Here is an 18160-nt window from a genome sequence, read left to right on the forward strand (position 1 = left end):
CGAAAAGGAGTATTGGGGTGTCGAGTACCGATGATGAACTGGCAGGGGTCAAGGACTGGTGGAACCGCAACGGCAAGCCGCTGCTGACCGGTGCCCTGCTGGCTGGCGTGGTGGTGTTGGGCTGGAATACCTGGCACAAGTACCAGAACAATCAGTCGCAAGGTGCCTCGCAGCTGTACCAGGCCTTGCTGGAAACCAGCCTGACGCCCACTGGCCAGCCTGACGCGACCAAGGTCGCGGAGCTGGCCGGCAAGCTCAAGAGCGAGTTCGGCGGTACCGCCTACGCCCAGTACGGCAGCCTGTTCGTGGCCAAGGTCGCGGTCGAGAGCGGCAAGCTCGACGACGCCGCTGCCGAGCTGAAAAGCGTGCTGGACAAGCCGGCCGATGCCACCCTGGGCGAAATTGCGCGGCAGCGCCTGGCACGCGTGCTGGCGGCCCAGAACAAGGCCGAGGACGCCCTCAAGCTGCTTGATGGTGACGCCGAGCAGGCCTTCCTGGCCAGCCGTGAAGAGTTGAAGGGTGACCTGCTGGTGCAACTGGGTCGCGCCGACGACGCGCACAGTGCTTACGAGAAAGCCAAGGCTGCGTTGTCCGATGAGGCGGCGGTCGGTGGCCTGCAATTGAAGCTGGATGACTTGGCCAAAGGGGACGCGTAAGTGATGGGTTGGAAACATGCAGCAGTGCTGACCCTGGCCGTCCTGGCCGCGGGTTGCAGCAGCAACAGCAAGAAGGAACTGCCCCCGGCCGAGCTGACCAAGTTCACCGAGGAAGTGGTGCTGAAGAAGCAGTGGAGCCGTTCGATCGGTGACGGCCAGGGTGAAACCTACAACACCCTGGTGCCGGCCATCGAAAACGACCGCATCTACGCCTCCGACGTCAACGGCGAAGTCTTCGCCCTCGACCGCATCACCGGCGACGTGGTGTGGAAGAAGGACCTCGAGCTGCCGGTTTCCGGTGCTGTCGGCGTCGGCTATGGCCTGGTCATGCTGGGTACCCTCAAGGGTGAAGTGATTGCCCTGGACTCCAGCACTGGCGAGGAGCGCTGGCGCTCGCGCGTGACCAGCGAAGTGCTGGCCCCGCCTGCCAACAACGGTGATGTAGTGGTAGTGCAGACCCAGGACGATCGCCTGATCGGCCTGGATGCCGCCACCGGTGACCGCCGCTGGATCTACGAGAACAGCCCGGCCGTGCTGACCCTGCGTGGTACCGGCGCGCCGATCGTCACCAACCGCCTGGCCGTCGCCGGCCTGTCCACCGGCAAGGTGGTGGCGGTGGACATCAACAACGGTGTACCGGTGTGGGAAAGCCGTGTGGCGATTCCGCAGGGCCGTTCCGAGCTGGACCGTGTGGTCGACATCGACGGCGGCCTGCTGCTGTCGGGTGGTACCCTGTATGTCAGCACCTACCAGGGCCGCGTCGCGGGCCTGGACCTGGAAAGCGGCCGGGTGCTGTGGCAGCGTGATGCCTCCAGCTACGTGGGTGTCGCCCAGGGCTTCGGCAACGTCTACGTCAGCGAAGCTTCCGGCACGGTCGAAAGCGTCGATGAACGCTCTTCCAGCGCGCTGTGGAGCAACGACACCATGGCACGGCGCCAGCTGACCGCGCCGGAAGTGTTTTCCAGCTACGTGGCGGTGGGTGACTTCGAGGGCTACCTGCACCTGCTGAGCCAGGTCGATGGCCGCTTCGTCGGCCGTGAGCGTATCGACAGCGATGGCCTGCGTGCCCGCCCACTCGTGGTCGGCGACACCATCTACGTCTTTGGCAACAGCGGCAAGCTCGAGGCACTGACCATCCGCTGAAGCTATGCTTGAAGCCTTGGCGGGCTTCAAGCCGCGGCGTAGGACACGCCGCCCGAACTCCGGCCGCTGCCTTGCAGCGGCCTTTGCATTTTCAAGAATTCAAGAGTGGAGAGCCGAATGGTTCCCGTAATCGCCCTGGTGGGCCGTCCGAACGTCGGCAAATCCACCATGTTCAACCGCCTGACCAAGACCCGCGATGCCATCGTCGGTGACCTGTCGGGCCTGACCCGTGACCGCCAGTACGGTGATGCCACCTGGCAGGGTCGTTCCTTCATCCTGATCGACACCGGCGGTATTACCGGTGACGAAGTGGGCATGGACGAGAAAATGGCCGAGCAGTCGCTCATGGCCATCGAAGAAGCCGACTATGTGCTGTTCCTGGTCGATGCCCGTGCCGGCATGACCGCCGCTGACCAGATGATCGCCGAGCACCTGCGCAAGCGGAACAAGGAAGCGATCCTGGTTGCCAACAAGATCGACAACATTGATGCCGACGTTGCCCGCGCCGAGTTCTCGCCGCTGGGCATGGGCAATGCCATTCCGGTGGCGGGCTCCCAGGGCCGTGGCATCAATGCGTTGATGGAGGCCGTGCTCGGCCACCTGCCACGCGACCAGGTCGAGGAGGCGCTGGACGCCGAAGTCGCCGAAGGCGAAGAAGCGGTGCGCATCCCTGGCCCGAGTGAGAAGGACGGCATCAAGATCGCCATCATCGGCCGCCCCAACGTAGGCAAGTCGACCCTGGTCAACCGCATGCTCGGCGAAGAGCGCGTGGTGGTGTACGACCAGCCGGGCACCACCCGCGACAGTATCTACATCCCGTTCGAGCGCGATGACGAGAAGTACACCTTCATCGACACCGCCGGCGTGCGCAAGCGCGGCAAGATCCACGAGGAAGTCGAGAAGTTCTCGGTGGTGAAGACGCTGCAGGCGATCAAGGACGCCAACGTGGTGATCTTCGTCATGGACGCCCGCGAAGGCGTGGTGGACCACGACCTGAACCTGCTGGGCTTCGCCCTGGAAGCCGGCCGCGCCATTGTCATCGCCCTGAACAAGTGGGACGGCATGGAGCCGGGCGAACGCGACTACGTGAAGACCGAGCTGGAGCGCCGGCTGTTCTTCGTCGACTTCGCCGACATTCACTTCATCTCCGCCCTGCACGGTACTGGCGTGGGCCACCTGTACAAGTCGGTACAGGCTGCGTTCAAGTCGGCCGTGACCCGTTGGCCGACCAGCCGCCTGACGCAGATCCTCGAGGATGCCGTGAGCGAGCACCAGCCGCCGCTGGTCAATGGCCGCCGCATCAAGCTGCGCTATGCCCACCTCGGTGGTGCCAACCCGCCGTTGATCGTGATCCACGGTAACCAGACCGACAAGATTCCGAAGTCGTACTCGCGTTACCTGGAAAACACCTACCGCCGGGTGCTGAAACTGGTCGGTACGCCGATTCGCATCGAATACAAGGGCGGTGAGAACCCGTACGAGGGCAAGAAGAACACCCTCACCGATCGTCAGGTCAACAAGAAACGCCGCCTGATGTCGCACCACAAGAAGGCCGAGAAGAAGCGTCGCGACAAGAAACGCTGATTTCGCGTCAGCTTCTTCGCGGGCTTGCCCGCTCCCACAGATACGGTACGACCCTTGAGCTACGTGCAGTACCTGTGGGAGCGGGCAAGCCCGCGAATCGCCCTTTGACCCAGCGCAATGCCCCCAGCGTTTCAACCTTTTTCCTGACCGCTCGATCCGCTATGCTCGGACTCCAACCCGTGCCGGATACACCCCAGGAAAGAGGGCTTCATGATCCGCAGCAAACTGCCGAACGTCGGCACGACCATCTTCACCAGCATGTCCCAGCTCGCCGCACAGACCGGCGCGCTCAACCTGTCGCAAGGCTTCCCCGACTTCAACGGCCCGCAGGCGCTGCTCGATGCAGTGGGCCGGCATGTGGCTGCCGGGCATAACCAGTACTCGCCGATGACCGGCCTGCCGGCCTTGCGCCAGCAGGTGGCGGCGAAGGTCGCGCGGCTATACGGTGCACAGGTGGATGCCGACCAGGAAGTGACCATCACGCCTGGCGCCACCGAGGCGATCTTCTGTGCCATCCAGGCGCTGGTCCACGCGGGCGACGAGGTGATCGTCTTCGACCCGTGCTACGACAGCTACGAGCCGTCCGTTGAACTGGCCGGTGGCCGTTGCGTGCATGTGCGTCTTAGCGATGGCGACTTCCGTATCGACTGGCAACAGTTTGCCGACGCGCTCAGCCCGCGCACGCGCATGGTCATCCTCAATTCGCCGCACAACCCCAGCGGTGCGCTGATCAGCCGCGCAGACCTGGACCAGCTGGCGCAGCTGATCGCCGGCCGCGATATCTACCTGGTCAGCGATGAAGTGTACGAACACCTGGTCTATGACGGTGTGCGCCATGCCAGCGTACTGGCCCATGAGCAGCTGTACTCGCGCGCTTTCGTGGTCAGCTCGTTCGGCAAGACCTATCACGTTACCGGCTGGAAGACCGGTTATGTGATCGCGCCGCCGGCGCTGAGTGCCGAGCTGCGCAAGGTGCACCAGTACGTCAACTTCTGCGGGGTGACGCCGCTGCAGTGCGCCTTGGCCGAGTTCATGGCCGAGCACCCCGAGCATATCGATCAATTGCCGGCCTTCTACCAGGCCAAGCGCGACCTGTTCTGCGGTTTGCTGGACGGCTCGCGGTTTCGTTTCACCCGCACGGCGGGCACCTATTTCCAGCTGGTGGACTATTCGCAGATCCGCCCGGACCTGAACGATGTCGACATGGCACTGTGGCTGACCCGTGAGCACGGTGTGGCGAGCATCCCGGTGTCGGTGTTCTACCAGCAGCCCATCCCCGAGCAACGCCTGGTCCGCCTGTGCTTTGCCAAACGAGAGGAGACGCTGCGTCAGGCAGCGGAAAGACTATGCGCGATCTGAGCACACTGCCCAACCTGAAAGTCGCCCTGGTGCAAACCACCCTGGCCTGGCACGACCGCGAAGCCAACCATGCGCACTTCGAGGAGCTGCTGGCGCAGGTCGGCGAGGTGGACCTGGTGATTCTGCCGGAAATGTTCACCACCGGTTTCTCGATGCAGTCCGAGAGCCTGTGCGAGCCTGAGAACGGCCCGACCTACAAATGGTTGAAGGCCCAGGCGAAGAAGTGCAACGCGGTTGTCACCGGCAGCGTGATCATCCAGGCCGCCGATGGCAGCCACCGTAACCGGCTGCTGTGGGCACGGCCGGATGGCGAGATCCTGCACTACGACAAGCGCCATCTGTTCCGCATGGCCGGTGAGCACAAGCATTACACCCCGGGCGAGCGCCAGGTGCAGTTCGAGCTCAAAGGCTGGCGGATTCGCCCGCTGATCTGCTACGACCTGCGCTTCCCGGTGTGGAGCCGCGATGCCCAGGACACCGACCTGCTGCTGTATACCGCCAACTGGCCGGCTGCGCGGCGCCAGCACTGGAACCGCCTGTTGCCGGCCCGGGGCATCGAGAACCTGTGCTATGTGGCGGCAGTGAATCGGGTAGGCACCGATGGCAAGGGCTTTGCCTATTCAGGCGACAGCCAGGTGCTGGACTTCCAGGGCGAGAGCCTGCTCAGTGCCGGCGAGGCGGACGGGGTGTTCACCGCCGTGTTGAGCGCGGCGGAACTGGCGGCCTACCGGGCCAAGTTCCCGGCCAACCTGGATGCTGACACCTTCGAACTGCACTGACTGCCGGTATCGGCCTCTTCGCGGGTAAACCCGCTCCCACAGGTACCGCACAGTATTCAAAATCTGTGAGGGCCCTGTGGGAGCGGGTTTACCCGCGAAGAGGCCGGTGCTGGTCACATCAGTTTCCGATCAGTACACATCCCGCCGATAGCGCCCGTCCTCGATCAGCCGCTGCACAGCGGCTTCCCCAAGGATACCGTTGAGCGCCGCATCCACCCCCGCCGCCATCCCTTGCAGGCTGCCGCAGACATACACACAGGCCCCGTCCTGCACCCAACGCTTGAATTCTTCGGCCTGTTGCAACAGCACATCCTGCACATACACCTTCTCGGCCTGGTCCCGCGAAAACGCCAGGTCCAGGCGCGCCAGGTCGCCGCTTGCCAGCCAGCCTTGCAGTTCCTCGCCACACAACAGGTCGTGCGCCCGGTTGCGTTCGCCAAACAGCAGCCAGTTGCGCTGCATGCCAGCATTCACCCGCGCGCGCATCAGGCTGCGCAGGCCGGCCAGGCCGGTGCCGTTACCGATCAGCACCAGCGGTGCCGCCGTTTCCGGCAGGTGGAAGCTGCTGTTACGCCGCACCCGAAGGCTCAGCATGCCGTCCAGCGGCAAGTACTCGGTCAGCCAGCCGGAGCCCAGGCCCAATTGGCCATCGGCGTGGCGCTCCTGGCGCACGATCAACTCCAGCAGGCCATCGCTGGCGATCGAGGCGATCGAGTACTCGCGGCTGCCGATCGGCACCAGTGCATCGACCAGCGCTTGCGGCTGCAAGCCGATCAGGTGCTCGCGCCGCGCTGGCAACTGCCGACCGGCCAAGGCCTGGGCGAGCGCTTCAGTCAGGCCGTTCACCTGCACCTTGGCCTGGGGGTCGAGTGCCATGCCAGCGAGGAAGGCGTCGATCCGCGGCTGGCCATTGAGCGGCAGGATTTCCACCAGGTCGCCGGCTTCCCAGCTGGCGGGCTGTTGCGGCTGCAGGCCGAGCAGGTACACCGGTTGGCCCTGACTGCCCGGGTTGAGCCGTTCGCGGCGTACCAGTGACCAGTTGGCAAAGCTCGGCGGCTGCCAGGCGGCCACCGGCTGGGCGCCAGTCAGTTGCGCCAGTTCCTGTTGCCACTGCAGCAGGGCAGCCTGGTCGGCGTTGTCCACTTCCACCGGACTGAATGCGCTGCTGGCTCCGCGCTCACCCAGCCAGGCCTGCAGGCGCCGGGCGAAGCCGCAGAAGTGCGGGTACTGGCGATCGCCGAGGGCGAGCAGGGCATAGCTGAGGTTGTCCAGTGCCCACGGCTGGCCGAGCACCTTGCGTTCGAAGACGCGGGCGCTGTCGGGGGCTTCGCCGTCACCGAAGGTACTGACCACGAACAGCGCACGGCGCGCCTGGCGCAGGTCGCGTTCACTCAGTTCGGCCAGGGCGCGTACCTGCACCGGCAGGCCGGCTGCCTGCAACTGACCGGCGCTCTGCCAGGCCAGCTGCTCGGCCAGGCCGCTCTGGCTGGCGAAACCGATCAGCCAGCTGTCACCACTGCCGTGGCTGTCGGTGACCTTGCCCCGTGCGGCGCGTACCTGGCGCTTCTTGCGACGGCGGTCGAGGTACAGCAGCCAGCCAGTGACGAAGAACAGCGGCATGCTCAGGCTGGCGAGCGTGACGATGATGCGCCCCGGCAGGCCGAAGTATTCGCCGACATGCAGTGCGTAGACGCTTTGCAGCAGTTGCGCCTTGAAGGACTTGTCGGCGTAGCGGTCATGGGATTTCACCTGGCCGCTGGCCGGGTCCAGTACCAGGGTGTTGAAGGCTCGCGGATGGTCGGCGTTTTCCAGCAGGTAGAACAGGTTGGCTGGCTGGCCGCCCACGGGTGGCAGGCGCAGGTTGTACATGGCCAGACCAGGGCCGGCAGCGTCCTTCAGGTTGGCCCAGATCGCGTCATAGTCGACCACCAGCGGTGGGGCGTTCTTGTCGATGTGCTGCGGGCCGTGGCGACCACGGCCTTCGCCGCGTTTCTGCTGCTGGCCGCTGGCTGGCGCGTCGGCCAGCAGCCGGTTCAGGCCTTCGCGGTACCACTCGTAGGACCAGAACAGCCCGGTCAGGGCGAACAGCAGGTAGAACAGCAGGCACCAGGTGCCGGCCACGGCATGCAGGTCCCAGTTGAACGCGCGGCCCGTCTTGGCCCAGTCGAAGGTCAGCCAGGCGCGCCAGTCCAGCGCCTTGCGCGGCCAGCGCAGATACAGGCCGGAGAGGCAGAAGAACACCAGCATCAAGGTGCAGGCACCGGTAATCTGCCGGCCCGTGTCGCCCATGGCCAGAAAGCGGTGCAGGTTGAGCATGAGGTTGAAGAAGCCTTGGCCGGCTGCTTCACCCTGGAGTTCACCGGTGTAGGGGTCGGCATAGCGCAGCTGGCCACGGCGCTCGCCCGGTGGCGGCGTGAAGAAGATCCGTGCGGCATTGCCGTCGCGCACGTCAACCCACAGCATCGCCACCTTGTCGTGTTGCTGGGCCTCGACCCGCCGTACCAGCTCGGCCGGCGGCAGCACGCCTTCGGCGCGTACTTCTACCTTGAGCACATCGGCATTGACGGCACGCAGCAGTTCATCCTGAAACGAATACAAGGCCCCGGTAATGCCCATCAAGGCCAGCACCAGGCCAGCGGTGATGCCAAAGAACCAGTGCAATTGGAACAGCGTCTTCTTCACCACGTGATCACCTTGTATTCCTGCCGCTTACCGCGCGGCGTGCAGTATGCCTTGATCGATACGCGAACGCCCCGCTCACAGGGCGTGAACGGGGCGGGGATGTGTTGCGGGTCGCTGGTGCCTGGGCCGGCCTGTTCGCGGGTGGATCAACCCAGGCCGGCCATCAGAAGTGCACGCTGGTGGTCAACAGTGCAGTCCGCCCGGCCGCCTGGTTGGCGAAATGGGTGGAGAAGGCCTTGTCGTAGTACACCTCGTTGGTCAGGTTCTGCACGTTCAGTTGCAGGTCCACGTTTTTGGTCAGCTTGTAGGCGGCCATGGCGTCGTAGCGCACATAGCTGTCGACCATGGTGGTGTTGGCCACGCTGCCGTACACCTCGTCCATGTAGAAGGCACCGCCACCGATGGTCAGCTTCGGCGTGATGGCGTAGGTGGTCCACAGGCTGGCGCTGTTGTTCGGCGTGTTTGGCAACTGGTTGCCGTCGTTGGCCTTGCCCATCGGTCCGCCATCGACCTGGCGGGCCTCCATGTAGGTGTAGCCGGCGAACACCTGCCACTTGTCGGTGAGCTTGCCGCTGGCCGACAGTTCGATGCCCTGCACGCGGGTTTCGCCGACGTTCTCGTAGGTGGTGGTGTCCACCTGCACGCGGGCGTTTTCCTTCTCGGTACGGAACAAGGCGGCTGCCAGGGACAGACGCTCGTTGAGCAGGTCCCACTTGGTACCGATTTCGTAGTTGGTGGTTTCTTCCGGCTCCATGTCGCTGCTCAGCAGGTTGCCGCTGCGATCGGTGGTGTTGCCCAGCGGGTTGCCTTCCATGCCTTCCCCGAGGTATGCCCCTGGCGGGGTGGCGGAGGTGGCGTAGGAGACGTAGATGCTGCCGTTGTCGGCCGGTTTCCATACCAGGCCCAGCTGGCCGGTGACGAACTCACTGGTGTCCTTGCCCTTGGAGACAATGCCCTTGGTACTTACCGCAGTACTGCCGTCGGCGTTGTAGCCACGGTATTGGGTATCGAAGTGGTCGTAGCGCAGGCCCATGTTCAGCAGCCACTGTGGCGACAGCTCCAGGGTATCGAAGACGTAGATGGCCCGGGTGTTGCTCTTGGTGTTGGTGCCGGCATAGTTGCGCGAGATCGCGCCGTTCCATGGGTCATCCGGGTTCGGGTTGCTCAGCGAGGTACAGTTGTAGCCGCTGGTAGCACCGATCATGCCTGGGGTGCAGTTGGTGTTGGCTGCGCCACCGGCGACGGTGTCGGTGTCGACGTCGTAAGTTTCACGATCGCTTTCTTCGCGGCTCAATTCGATACCGGTGGAGAAGCTGTTCTTCATGCCGCCCAGGTAGAACTCACCAAACAGATCGGTCTGGTTGGTGGTCGTGGCGGTATTGCCAACGCGGGTGTTGGCGCGGCGCCAGACGCTGCCATTGTTGACGTTGCCCTTGCTGTCGTCAGGCTGGGTCAGGATGTAGTCCTGCATGCTGTTGCCGTGACGGAAGGTGTTCTTGATGGTCAGCGCATCGCTCAGGTCGTGCTCGATGGCAAAGGTGGCGATGTCCACGCGGGTCTTGCGGAAGTCGCGACCGGTCAGGCCGTAGAAGTTGTCGCTGTCGCCGCCGTCATACGGCTTGCTTGGGTGCGCCGAGGTGCGTGCGTTGCTGCCACCGCTCGGGATGGTGTAGGGAATGCCCGAATCCGGCAGGTCGTCGCTTTCCAGGTGATAGTAGTCGAGGTTGACGCGGGTCGGCGTGCCCAGGCCGAAGGCCAGCGACGGGGCGATACCCCAACGGTCGTAGTTGACCTTGTCGCGGCCAGCGACGTTGCTCTCGTGGGTCATCAGGTTCAGGCGCCCGGCAGCGCTGTCGCTGAACTGGTAGTTGCCATCGAAGGTGTAGCGCTGGGTCTGGTCGCTGCCCCAGGTCCAGGCGCCGTCCAGCGAGTTGCCCAGGTGCGCGCGCTTGCTTACCAGGTTGATGGTGCCGCCTGCGGCGCCGCGGCCACCGACGGCCGAGTTCGGGCCCTTGGCCACTTCCACCGATTCGATGGCGAAGATTTCACGGGTTTGCGCGCCGGTGTCGCGGACGCCGTCCAGGTAAGTGTCGCCCTGGGCATCGAAACCGCGGATGAACGGGCGGTCACCTTGCGGGTTGCCGCCTTCCCCAGCGCCGAAGGTGATACCCGGGACGGTGCGCAGGGCATCCTGCAGGGTCAGGGCGTTGGTGTCCTTGATCACTTGCTGCGGGATCACGGTGACCGAGCGCGGGGTGTCTACCAACGGCGCGGTGTACTTCTGCGAGGAGGCCTTCTCGACCTTGTAGTCGGTGCTGGCCTGTTCGGCCTTGCCATTGATGCTGGTGGCGTCCAGGGTGATCGCATTGCCGGCGGCCGGGTCGGCGGCGTAGGCCGTCGAGGCGCTGAGGGCAACGCCGATGGCGGAAGCGATCAGGCGTGGTGAACTGACTGCAGATGGTACGGACTGGCGCATTGCTTAGGACCTTTCCCCAAGGTGTCAAGGCCGCGGATCTTAATGTAAGCAATTTGGACTCTCAATTGAGAGCAGTTACCATTCGCGAATAATTTACAAACTTTACAATTTACCTTCACGGTTTCATCCGGATGAAGCGTCCTGGGTAGCGCATGGGGCTTGTGAAGCGCAAAAGGGAATCAATATCATTGTTGCCTGTTCTTTTCCCAACGGTGCTGCCGCCATGCTGCTTCACATCCCTGGCCTGTTCGATGCCGATGAACTGGCCCGTATCCGCGAGGCGCTGGAGCAGGCCGACTGGGCGGACGGCAAGATCACCGCTGGCTACCAGTCGGCCAAGGCCAAGCACAACCTGCAACTGCCGGAAGGCCACCCGCTGGCCAAGGAGATCGGCACTGCGCTGATCGAGCGCCTGTGGAAAAACCCGCGTTTCATGTCGGCGGCCTTGCCGCACAAGGTGTTCCCGCCGCTGGTCAACTGCTACCGCGAGGGCGGCAACTTCGGCTTCCACATCGACAATGCCCTGCGCCAGCCCAAGGGCAGCCCGGAGCGGGTGCGCACCGACCTGTCGTCGACGTTGTTCCTCAGCGACCCGGGCAGCTACGACGGTGGCGAGCTGGTGATCCAGGACACCTATGGCGAGCAGCAGGTCAAGCTGGCCGCCGGTGACCTGGTGCTGTACCCGGGCACCAGCCTGCACAAGGTCAACCCGGTGACCCGTGGCCAGCGCTTTGCCGCGTTCTTCTGGACCCAGAGCCTGGTCCGCGAGGACAGCCAGCGCGCCTTGCTGTTCGAGATGGACAATGCCATCCAGCAACTGACTGCCGATGTGCCGGACCATCCTGCTTTGCTGCAACTGACCGGCACCTACCACAACCTGCTGCGCCGCTGGGCGGAGGTCTGAAGCGTGTCCTACCCGTTGCGACGTGAGGAAGTACTGGATGTGGCCGGGTTGCAGGCCATGCTCGAAGAGCGTCCTGGCAAGGCCGCCCAGGCGATCCTGGCGGCGGCGGGGCAGGGTGTGGTCGAAGCCCAGTTGCTGCTGGGGCAGATCCTGCTCGACGGGCGCGGCATCGAAGCAGATGCCGGCGTGGCCCGGCGCTGGTTCGGCATTGCCGCCCAGGGCGGCAGCGCCATGGCGCACAACATGCTGGGGCGGTGCCTGGAGCATGGCTGGGGTGGCCGCATAGACCTTGCGCAGGCTGCCATCCACTATGCCCGGGCAGCCGATGCGGGACTGGACTGGGGGCTCTACAACCTGGGCAACCTGCTGGCCACTGGCCGTGGCGTAGCGGCCAACCAGGCGCAGGCGCTGATGTGCTACGAAAAGGCGGCGCAGCTTGGGCATGCCAAGTCGATGAACCTGTACGGGCGCTATCTTGAACAGGGCATTGCCACTGCGCCCAGCCCGGCGCGGGCGGTGCGCTGGTATCGGCGTTCGGCCGAGGCGGGCGACTTCCGCGGCATGTTCAGCCTGGGCCTGGTGCTGGTCGAACGTGGGCAGATGGTCGAGGCCGGGCGTTGGCTGGAGCAGGCTCGGGTCGAGGGGAACATGAACTTCCTGCGCAGTGCGCTGGCGACCTTGCAGGGCGCGGGGCCGCTGCTGATGGCTTTTGCGGCGCGCTATGCCGAAGAGATCGAGCGGCGCGGCAACTGAGCTGTGGCTGGGCCGGCCCTGGCGTCGGCGCAGGAGTGCGCAAATGAAAACGGGGCCTCGCGGCCCCGTTGTGCATTACAGGTAGTACGCCTTCAGCGGCGGGAAGCCGTTGAATTCCACTGCGCTGTAGCTGGTGGTATAGGCGCCGGTCGACAGCCAGTACAGGCGGTCACCGATTGCCAGGTTCAGCGGCAGGCCGTACTTGTAGTGCTCGTACATGATGTCGGCGCTATCGCAGGTCGGGCCGGCAATGACCACTTCTTCGGTTTCGCCTTTCTTCTCGGTCCAGATCGGGAACTTGATGGACTCGTCCATGGTTTCGATCAGGCCGGAGAACTTGCCCACGTCGGTATAGATCCAGCGCTCGACGGCGGTGCGCGACTTGCGTGCCACCAGCACCACTTCGCTGACCAGGATCCCGGCGTTGGCGATCAGCGAACGGCCCGGCTCGAGGATGATTTCCGGCAGGTCGTCACCGAAGTCTTCCTTGAGGAAGCGGATGATCTCTTCGGCGTAGGTTTCCAGGCTGTTGGTACGGGTGATGTAGTTGGCCGGGAAGCCGCCACCCATGTTGATCAGCTTCAGCTCGATGCCGTCTTCTTCCTTCAGGCGCTCGAAGATCACCTTGACCTTGGCGATGGCGGCGTCCCACACGCTGATGTCACGCTGCTGCGAGCCCACGTGGAAGGAGATGCCATACGGCACCAGGCCCAGGTCGCGGGCGAGGATCAGCAGGTCCATGGCCATGTCGGTCTGGCAGCCGAACTTGCGCGACAGCGGCCAGTCGGCAGTGGTCGAACCTTCGGTCAGGATACGCACGTACACTTTCGAACCCGGTGCGGCCTTGGCGATATTGCGCAGGTCGGCTTCCGAGTCGGTGGCATACAGGCGCACGCCCTTCTCGTAGAAATAGCGGATGTCCTTGGACTTCTTGATGGTGTTGCCGTAGCTGATGCGGTCGGCGCTGACACCGCGGCCCATGACCTTGTCCAGCTCGTAGATCGAGGCGATGTCGAAGCTCGAACCTTTATCCTTGAGCAGGTCGATGATCTCGACGGCCGGGTTGGCCTTGACCGCGTAGTACACCTTGGCGAACTCGAAGCCGGCGCGCAGGTCGTCATAGGCCTGGCTGATCATCTGGGTATCGATGAGTACGAACGGGGTTTCCTGCTTGTCGGCGAACGCCTTCATCTTCTGGAAAGTGTCACGCGCGAAATAGTCTTCGACCTGGATCGACATGCTCAGGGACTCCATGGGCAAACTGAAAGATTAAGTGGCTGCAAACTGAACGTCCTCCGTATCCCCACTTTGGTTCGCCTACTCAGTACTTGAGCCGGATGGATCGTTTCCAGCATGGACGTTCGGCGCGCACTTTAGGGCGTGAAGAATGCAGAATCAACAGGCAATCCGGGCCTGATCGACGCGGATCGACGACCAGCCATTTGAATAACCGACTCGTGTGGCCGGCTGATGTTCCCCTGCGTGTTTCAAGCGTAAAAAATTCTGGAATAGGCCGAGTTGGCCTGTTCGCGGGCATGCCCGCTGGCACAGGCATCGCGCGATTCCTGCGGCAGCGGGCATGCCCGGGAGGGGCGTCAGGTGTTCATATTTATGGCCACAGATGCCTGGCACGCACGTGCCTGAAAAAGCCGATAAATTTTTTGTTACCGACTGACGGATTTGCCGGTTTTGATGAGAAACATTACTATTCGCACCCTTGTCCGCCTCCCTGATGACCCTCGACCGTGTCCGGACCCAAAGGCTTTCTCGACCATTACCATGAGCTGATCGGCACCTGGACGCGCAAGCTGCGCAGTCGTCAGCAAGCCGAGGACCTCGCCCACGATGCCTTCGTCCGGGTCCTGGAAAGCCCGGGCCAACAGGTCGAGCAGCCACGCGCCTACCTGCACCAGACCGCACGCAACATTGCCGTGGATGGTTTCCGTCGCGAGGACCGGCGCCAGGCCCTGGAGCTGCAAGCCTTCGACGAAAGCCCGGCCGGCAGTGGCGACCCCGAAGCCTACGTGCACGCCCTGGAACTGGCTGACAGCGTCGAGCGGGCGTTGGCCGAGCTACCGCTGAACTGCCGCCAGGTGTTCATCTGGCAGAAGCTGGAGGGCCGCACCCAGGCGGAGATCGCCGCGCGCATGGGGTTGAGCAAGAACATGGTCGAAAAGTATATGATTCGCACGCTCCGGCATCTGCGTGAGCACCTGGATGTGTCGGCATGATGAGTCAGGAGACCTTTTCGATGGAACAGCACGGTAGCGAAACCGTCCGCGAGCAGGCGGCGGCATGGTTCGCCCGCGTGCAGGATGCGCCTCGGGATGCCGGGCTGCAGGCGCAGTTGCAGGCATGGCTGGAGGGTGACAGGCGGCACCGGGAAGAGTACGAGCAACTCGCCCGGCTGTGGCAGGCTGCCGATTTCATCCCCCGCCAGCGCCTGGAAGCGCTGGCCCGGCCGGCCCCGCTAACCCAGCTGCCACGGCGACGCCTGCTGCGCGTGGCTTTGGCCGCCACGCTGGGCGCAATGGCGGTGGGGCTGGGCTGGGGCGGCTGGCAGTACCAGCAGCTGAATCACCACGGCAGCTTGCAGACTGCCTTCAACGAACGCCGCCAGGTCGAGTTGCCGGATGGTTCGCACCTTGAGCTCAACGGCAGCACGCAGGTGCGGGTCGCATTCAGTGCGGGCCAGCGTCATGTGCAACTGATGGCGGGCGAGGTGATGTTCAGCGTCGCCCACGACAGTGCCAGGCCGTTCGTGGTCGACACTGCCCAAGGCCGCGTGACGGTCACCGGTACCCGTTTCGACGTCCGTCAGGACACGGCCAGTACCCGCGTGGCGGTGGAGCAGGGTGCGGTGCGCGTGCAGGGCAAGGGCGCTTCGCTGGCGCAGCTTACCGCTGGCCAGGGCTCGCACATCGACGCCCAGGGCCAGGTGGCTGCACCCTATGCGGTGAATGCCGCCGCGCTGACAGCCTGGCGCCAGGGCAAGCTGGTGTTCGACAACGCCACCCTGGCCGAAGTGGTGGCGGAAGCTTCGCGCTACCGCAGCCAGCCACTGCGGGTCGCTCCCGGTAAGCTTGCCCAGCTGCGCCTGTCAAGCACGTTCCGCACCGACGACAGCGACGCCTTGCTGCGCGCCTTGCCGAGCATCCTGCCGGTGGCCATCAAGGCCAATGCCGATGGCTCCAGCGAAATAATCGCGAAATAGATTCAGGTTTTTTTCCGCTCGTTCGTCTTCCCCGCCAGCTGCAACTGCCAAGCATTTCCATTTGCGTGCGGTTGGCGTTTATCCGTATTCCAGGAAGTTTCGACGACGTGAACAATAACAAGCCCTTCCCACGCTTGCGCGCCCTGGCACTGACCCTGGCGGTCTCTGCCGTGGCCGTCGGCAGCCAGGCCGCAGAAACTGGCAGCACCATCCAGATCCAGGCACAACCGTTGGCTTCGGCGCTGAACCAGCTGGGTCAGCAGACCAACCTGCAACTGTTCTTCAGCCCCGAGCTGGTGGCCGGCAAGCAGGCGCCGGCGGTGTCCGGCCAGCTGGCGCCGGAGCAGGCGCTGCAGCAGTTGCTGCAGGGCAGCGGCCTCACCTACGAAATGTCCCAGGGCACCGTGGTGGTCAAGCCGGCCCAGGCCGATGGCACGCTCACCAGCGGCAGCCTGGAGCTGGCGCCCACCGACATCAAGGTGGTCGGTGACTGGCTGGGCGATGCCCAGCAGAGCGTGGTGCAGAACCACCCTGGCGCGCGTACCGTGGTGCGCCGCGAAGCGATGGTGGAGAAGGGCGCGATGAACGTACGCGATGTGCTGCGCGGCATCCCGGGGGTACAGGTGCAGGACTCCAATGGCACCGGCGGCAGCGACCTGTCGCTGAACGTCGGGGTGCGTGGCCTGACTTCGCGGCTGTCGCCGCGCTCCACGGTACTGATCGATGGCATCCCGGCCGCTTTCGCACCGTATGGCCAGCCGCAGCTGTCGATGGCGCCGATTTCCTCGGGCAACCTCGACAGTATCGATGTGGTGCGTGGTGCCGGCTCCGTGCGTTATGGCCCGCAGAACGTCGGCGGGGTGATCAACTTCGTGACCCGGGCAATTCCGGAAAAAGCCTCGGCAGAGCTGTCCACCACCCTGGAAACTTCCCAGCATGGCGGCTGGAAGCACACCGAATCGGCCTTCGTCGGCGGCACGGCGGACAACGGCATGGGGGTGGCGCTGCTGTACACCGGGGTGAATGGCAACGGCTACCGCGAAAGCAACAATGGCAATGACATCGATGATGTCATCCTCAAGACGCACTGGGCGCCCACCGAAGTGGACGAGTTCTGGCTCAACTTCCATTACTACGATGGCCGTGCCGACATGCCCGGTGGCCTGACCCAGGCGCAGTACGACAGCAACCCGTACCAGTCGCTGCGCGACTATGACTACTTCGCCGGTCGGCGCAAGGATGTGTCGTTCAAGTGGCAACGTCAGCTCGACGACGCCACCCAGTTCGAAGTGCTGACCTACTACACCGACAGCTTCCGCGGCAGTGCCATTGCCGCGCGTGACATGAAGACCCTGTCCTCGTACCCGCGCAACTACCACACCTTCGCCATCGAACCGCGGCTGTCGCGAATCTTCTTCGCCGGGCCCACTACCCAGGAAGTCAGCGTGGGTTACCGTTACCTGAAGGAAGCGATGCGCGAACAGTCGACCCGCCTGGGCCTGGTCGACAACGTGCCGACCCCCGTGCCGGGCTCCGACGGCCATGTGTACCAGGACCGCAGCGGCGGGACCGAGGCCAGCGCCTACTACATCGACGACAAGATCGACGTGGGTAACTGGACCATCACCCCCGGACTGCGCTTTGAGCACATCAATACCGACTGGCGCGACCGCCCGGTGCTTGGTGCCAACGGCAAGCCGGTGCCGGAGAAGAACCGCAGCATCACCAGCAACGAACCGCTGCCGGCGCTGAGCGTGATGTATCACCTCTCCGATGCGTGGAAGCTGTTCGCCAACTACGAGACTTCGTTCGGCAGCCTGCAGTACTTCCAGCTGGGCCAGGGCGGTACCGGCAACAGCACGGCCAATGGCCTGGAGCCGGAAAAGGCCAAGACCTACGAAATCGGTACGCGCTATGACAATGGTGGTTTTGCCGGTGAGCTGACGGCGTTCTACATCGACTTCGATGATGAGCTGCAGTACATCAGCAACGACGTCGGCTGGACCAACCTGGGGGCGACCAAGCACCAGGGTATCGAGGCCTCGGTGCGCTATGACCTGGCCGGGCTGGACCCGCGCCTGGACGGGCTGTCGGTGAGCGGTGGCTACACCTATACCCGCGCGACTTACGAAGGGGACATTCCCGGGTTCAAAGGCCGTGACCTGCCGTTCTATTCACGCCAGGTGGCCACGGCCGGGGTGCGCTATGCCATCAACCGCTGGACCTGGAACCTGGATGCCTATGCGCAATCCAGGCAGCGCGCGCCGGGGACCGGGATCAATGCCGATGGCAGCTTCAATGGTGACTACATTACCGAGCCGAGTGCCGACGGGCAGTATGGCGACATTCCGGGTTATGTGACCTGGCATGCCCGTGGCGGCTACGCGTTCGGGCCGCAGCTGTCCAACCTGAAGCTGGCGGCGGGGGTGAAGAACCTGTTCGACAAGCAGTACTTCACCCGCTCCAGTGACAACAATGCCGGTATCTATGTGGGTGAACCGCGCACCTTCTATGTGCAGGCCAGTGTAGGGTTCTGAGCCGAGATCGCCGGGGCCGCTTTGCGGCCCATCGCGATACTGGGCCGCTCCTGCGGCGGAACGCGATGGGGCG

The 18160-nt window shown here is 64.1% G+C and carries 13 protein-coding genes; 10 read left to right on the plus strand and 3 right to left on the minus strand.

The window, feature by feature from the left end:
• Positions 1 to 17: 17 nt before the first annotated feature.
• From ACLEJP_RS13415 to ACLEJP_RS13435, 5 genes are all read left to right on the plus strand, one after another.
• Positions 18 to 656: a tetratricopeptide repeat protein gene (locus tag ACLEJP_RS13415; RefSeq protein WP_225780494.1), complete on the plus strand. Its 639-nt coding sequence runs from the start codon at positions 18 to 20 to the stop codon at positions 654 to 656.
• Complete coding sequence (gene bamB, locus ACLEJP_RS13420) at positions 657 to 1799, plus strand: outer membrane protein assembly factor BamB (RefSeq protein ID WP_440807048.1); 1143 nt, start codon at positions 657 to 659, stop codon at positions 1797 to 1799.
• Positions 1800 to 1916: 117 nt separating this feature from the next.
• Complete coding sequence (gene der / locus ACLEJP_RS13425; RefSeq protein WP_296231713.1) at positions 1917 to 3383, plus strand: ribosome biogenesis GTPase Der; 1467 nt, start codon at positions 1917 to 1919, stop codon at positions 3381 to 3383.
• 210 nt (positions 3384 to 3593) lie between these two features.
• On the plus strand, positions 3594 to 4742 hold the full coding sequence (locus ACLEJP_RS13430) for a pyridoxal phosphate-dependent aminotransferase (RefSeq protein ID WP_440807051.1): 1149 nt from the start codon (positions 3594 to 3596) through the stop codon (positions 4740 to 4742).
• Positions 4730 to 5521 carry an amidohydrolase gene (locus tag ACLEJP_RS13435; protein ID WP_406820956.1) on the plus strand — a complete coding sequence of 264 codons (792 nt, stop codon included), beginning with the start codon at positions 4730 to 4732 and terminating at the stop codon, positions 5519 to 5521. Before ACLEJP_RS13430 ends, ACLEJP_RS13435 begins: the two co-directional genes overlap by 13 nt.
• A 129-nt stretch (positions 5522 to 5650) precedes the next feature.
• Here the strand turns inward: ACLEJP_RS13435 and ACLEJP_RS13440 are convergent, their stop codons facing one another.
• Both ACLEJP_RS13440 and ACLEJP_RS13445 read right to left on the minus strand, forming a co-directional pair.
• Positions 5651 to 8206, minus strand: coding sequence for a PepSY domain-containing protein (locus ACLEJP_RS13440; RefSeq protein WP_440807055.1), 2556 nt, complete (start codon positions 8204 to 8206; stop codon positions 5651 to 5653).
• A gap of 160 nt (positions 8207 to 8366) precedes the next feature.
• Positions 8367 to 10679 (minus strand): TonB-dependent receptor, encoded by a 2313-nt coding sequence (locus ACLEJP_RS13445; protein ID WP_440807056.1) that lies wholly within the window; start codon positions 10677 to 10679, stop codon positions 8367 to 8369.
• Positions 10680 to 10902: 223 nt separating this feature from the next.
• On the opposite strand from ACLEJP_RS13445, the gene ACLEJP_RS13450 reads away from it, so the two are divergent.
• Both ACLEJP_RS13450 and ACLEJP_RS13455 read left to right on the plus strand, forming a co-directional pair.
• Positions 10903 to 11583, plus strand: coding sequence for a Fe2+-dependent dioxygenase (locus ACLEJP_RS13450; RefSeq protein ID WP_440807059.1), 681 nt, complete (start codon positions 10903 to 10905; stop codon positions 11581 to 11583).
• A 3-nt stretch (positions 11584 to 11586) separates the two neighbouring features.
• Positions 11587 to 12336, plus strand: a complete 750-nt coding sequence (locus tag ACLEJP_RS13455) for a tetratricopeptide repeat protein (RefSeq protein WP_440807060.1) — start codon at positions 11587 to 11589, stop codon at positions 12334 to 12336.
• A 75-nt stretch (positions 12337 to 12411) separates the two neighbouring features.
• On the opposite strand, the gene ACLEJP_RS13460 is transcribed toward ACLEJP_RS13455, so the two are convergent.
• Entirely contained in the window at positions 12412 to 13575 is a 1164-nt protein-coding gene (locus tag ACLEJP_RS13460) for a type III PLP-dependent enzyme (RefSeq protein WP_225780502.1), read from the minus strand.
• Positions 13576 to 14081: 506 nt separating this feature from the next.
• Between ACLEJP_RS13460 and ACLEJP_RS13465 the strand changes: the two genes are divergently transcribed.
• From ACLEJP_RS13465 to ACLEJP_RS13475, 3 genes are all read left to right on the plus strand, one after another.
• On the plus strand, positions 14082 to 14567 hold the full coding sequence (locus ACLEJP_RS13465) for a sigma-70 family RNA polymerase sigma factor (RefSeq protein ID WP_440807063.1): 486 nt from the start codon (positions 14082 to 14084) through the stop codon (positions 14565 to 14567).
• Positions 14568 to 14587: 20 nt separating this feature from the next.
• A complete protein-coding gene (locus ACLEJP_RS13470) occupies positions 14588 to 15550 on the plus strand; it encodes a FecR family protein (RefSeq protein WP_440807066.1) in 963 nt (320 codons plus the stop codon).
• 107 nt (positions 15551 to 15657) lie between these two features.
• Positions 15658 to 18087: a TonB-dependent siderophore receptor gene (locus ACLEJP_RS13475; RefSeq protein WP_440807069.1), complete on the plus strand. Its 2430-nt coding sequence runs from the start codon at positions 15658 to 15660 to the stop codon at positions 18085 to 18087.
• The last annotated feature ends 73 nt before the right edge of the window (positions 18088 to 18160 follow it).

The sequence above is a fragment of the Pseudomonas sp. SMV7 genome, from assembly GCF_052041995.1.
Lineage (GTDB): Bacteria > Pseudomonadota > Gammaproteobacteria > Pseudomonadales > Pseudomonadaceae > Aquipseudomonas.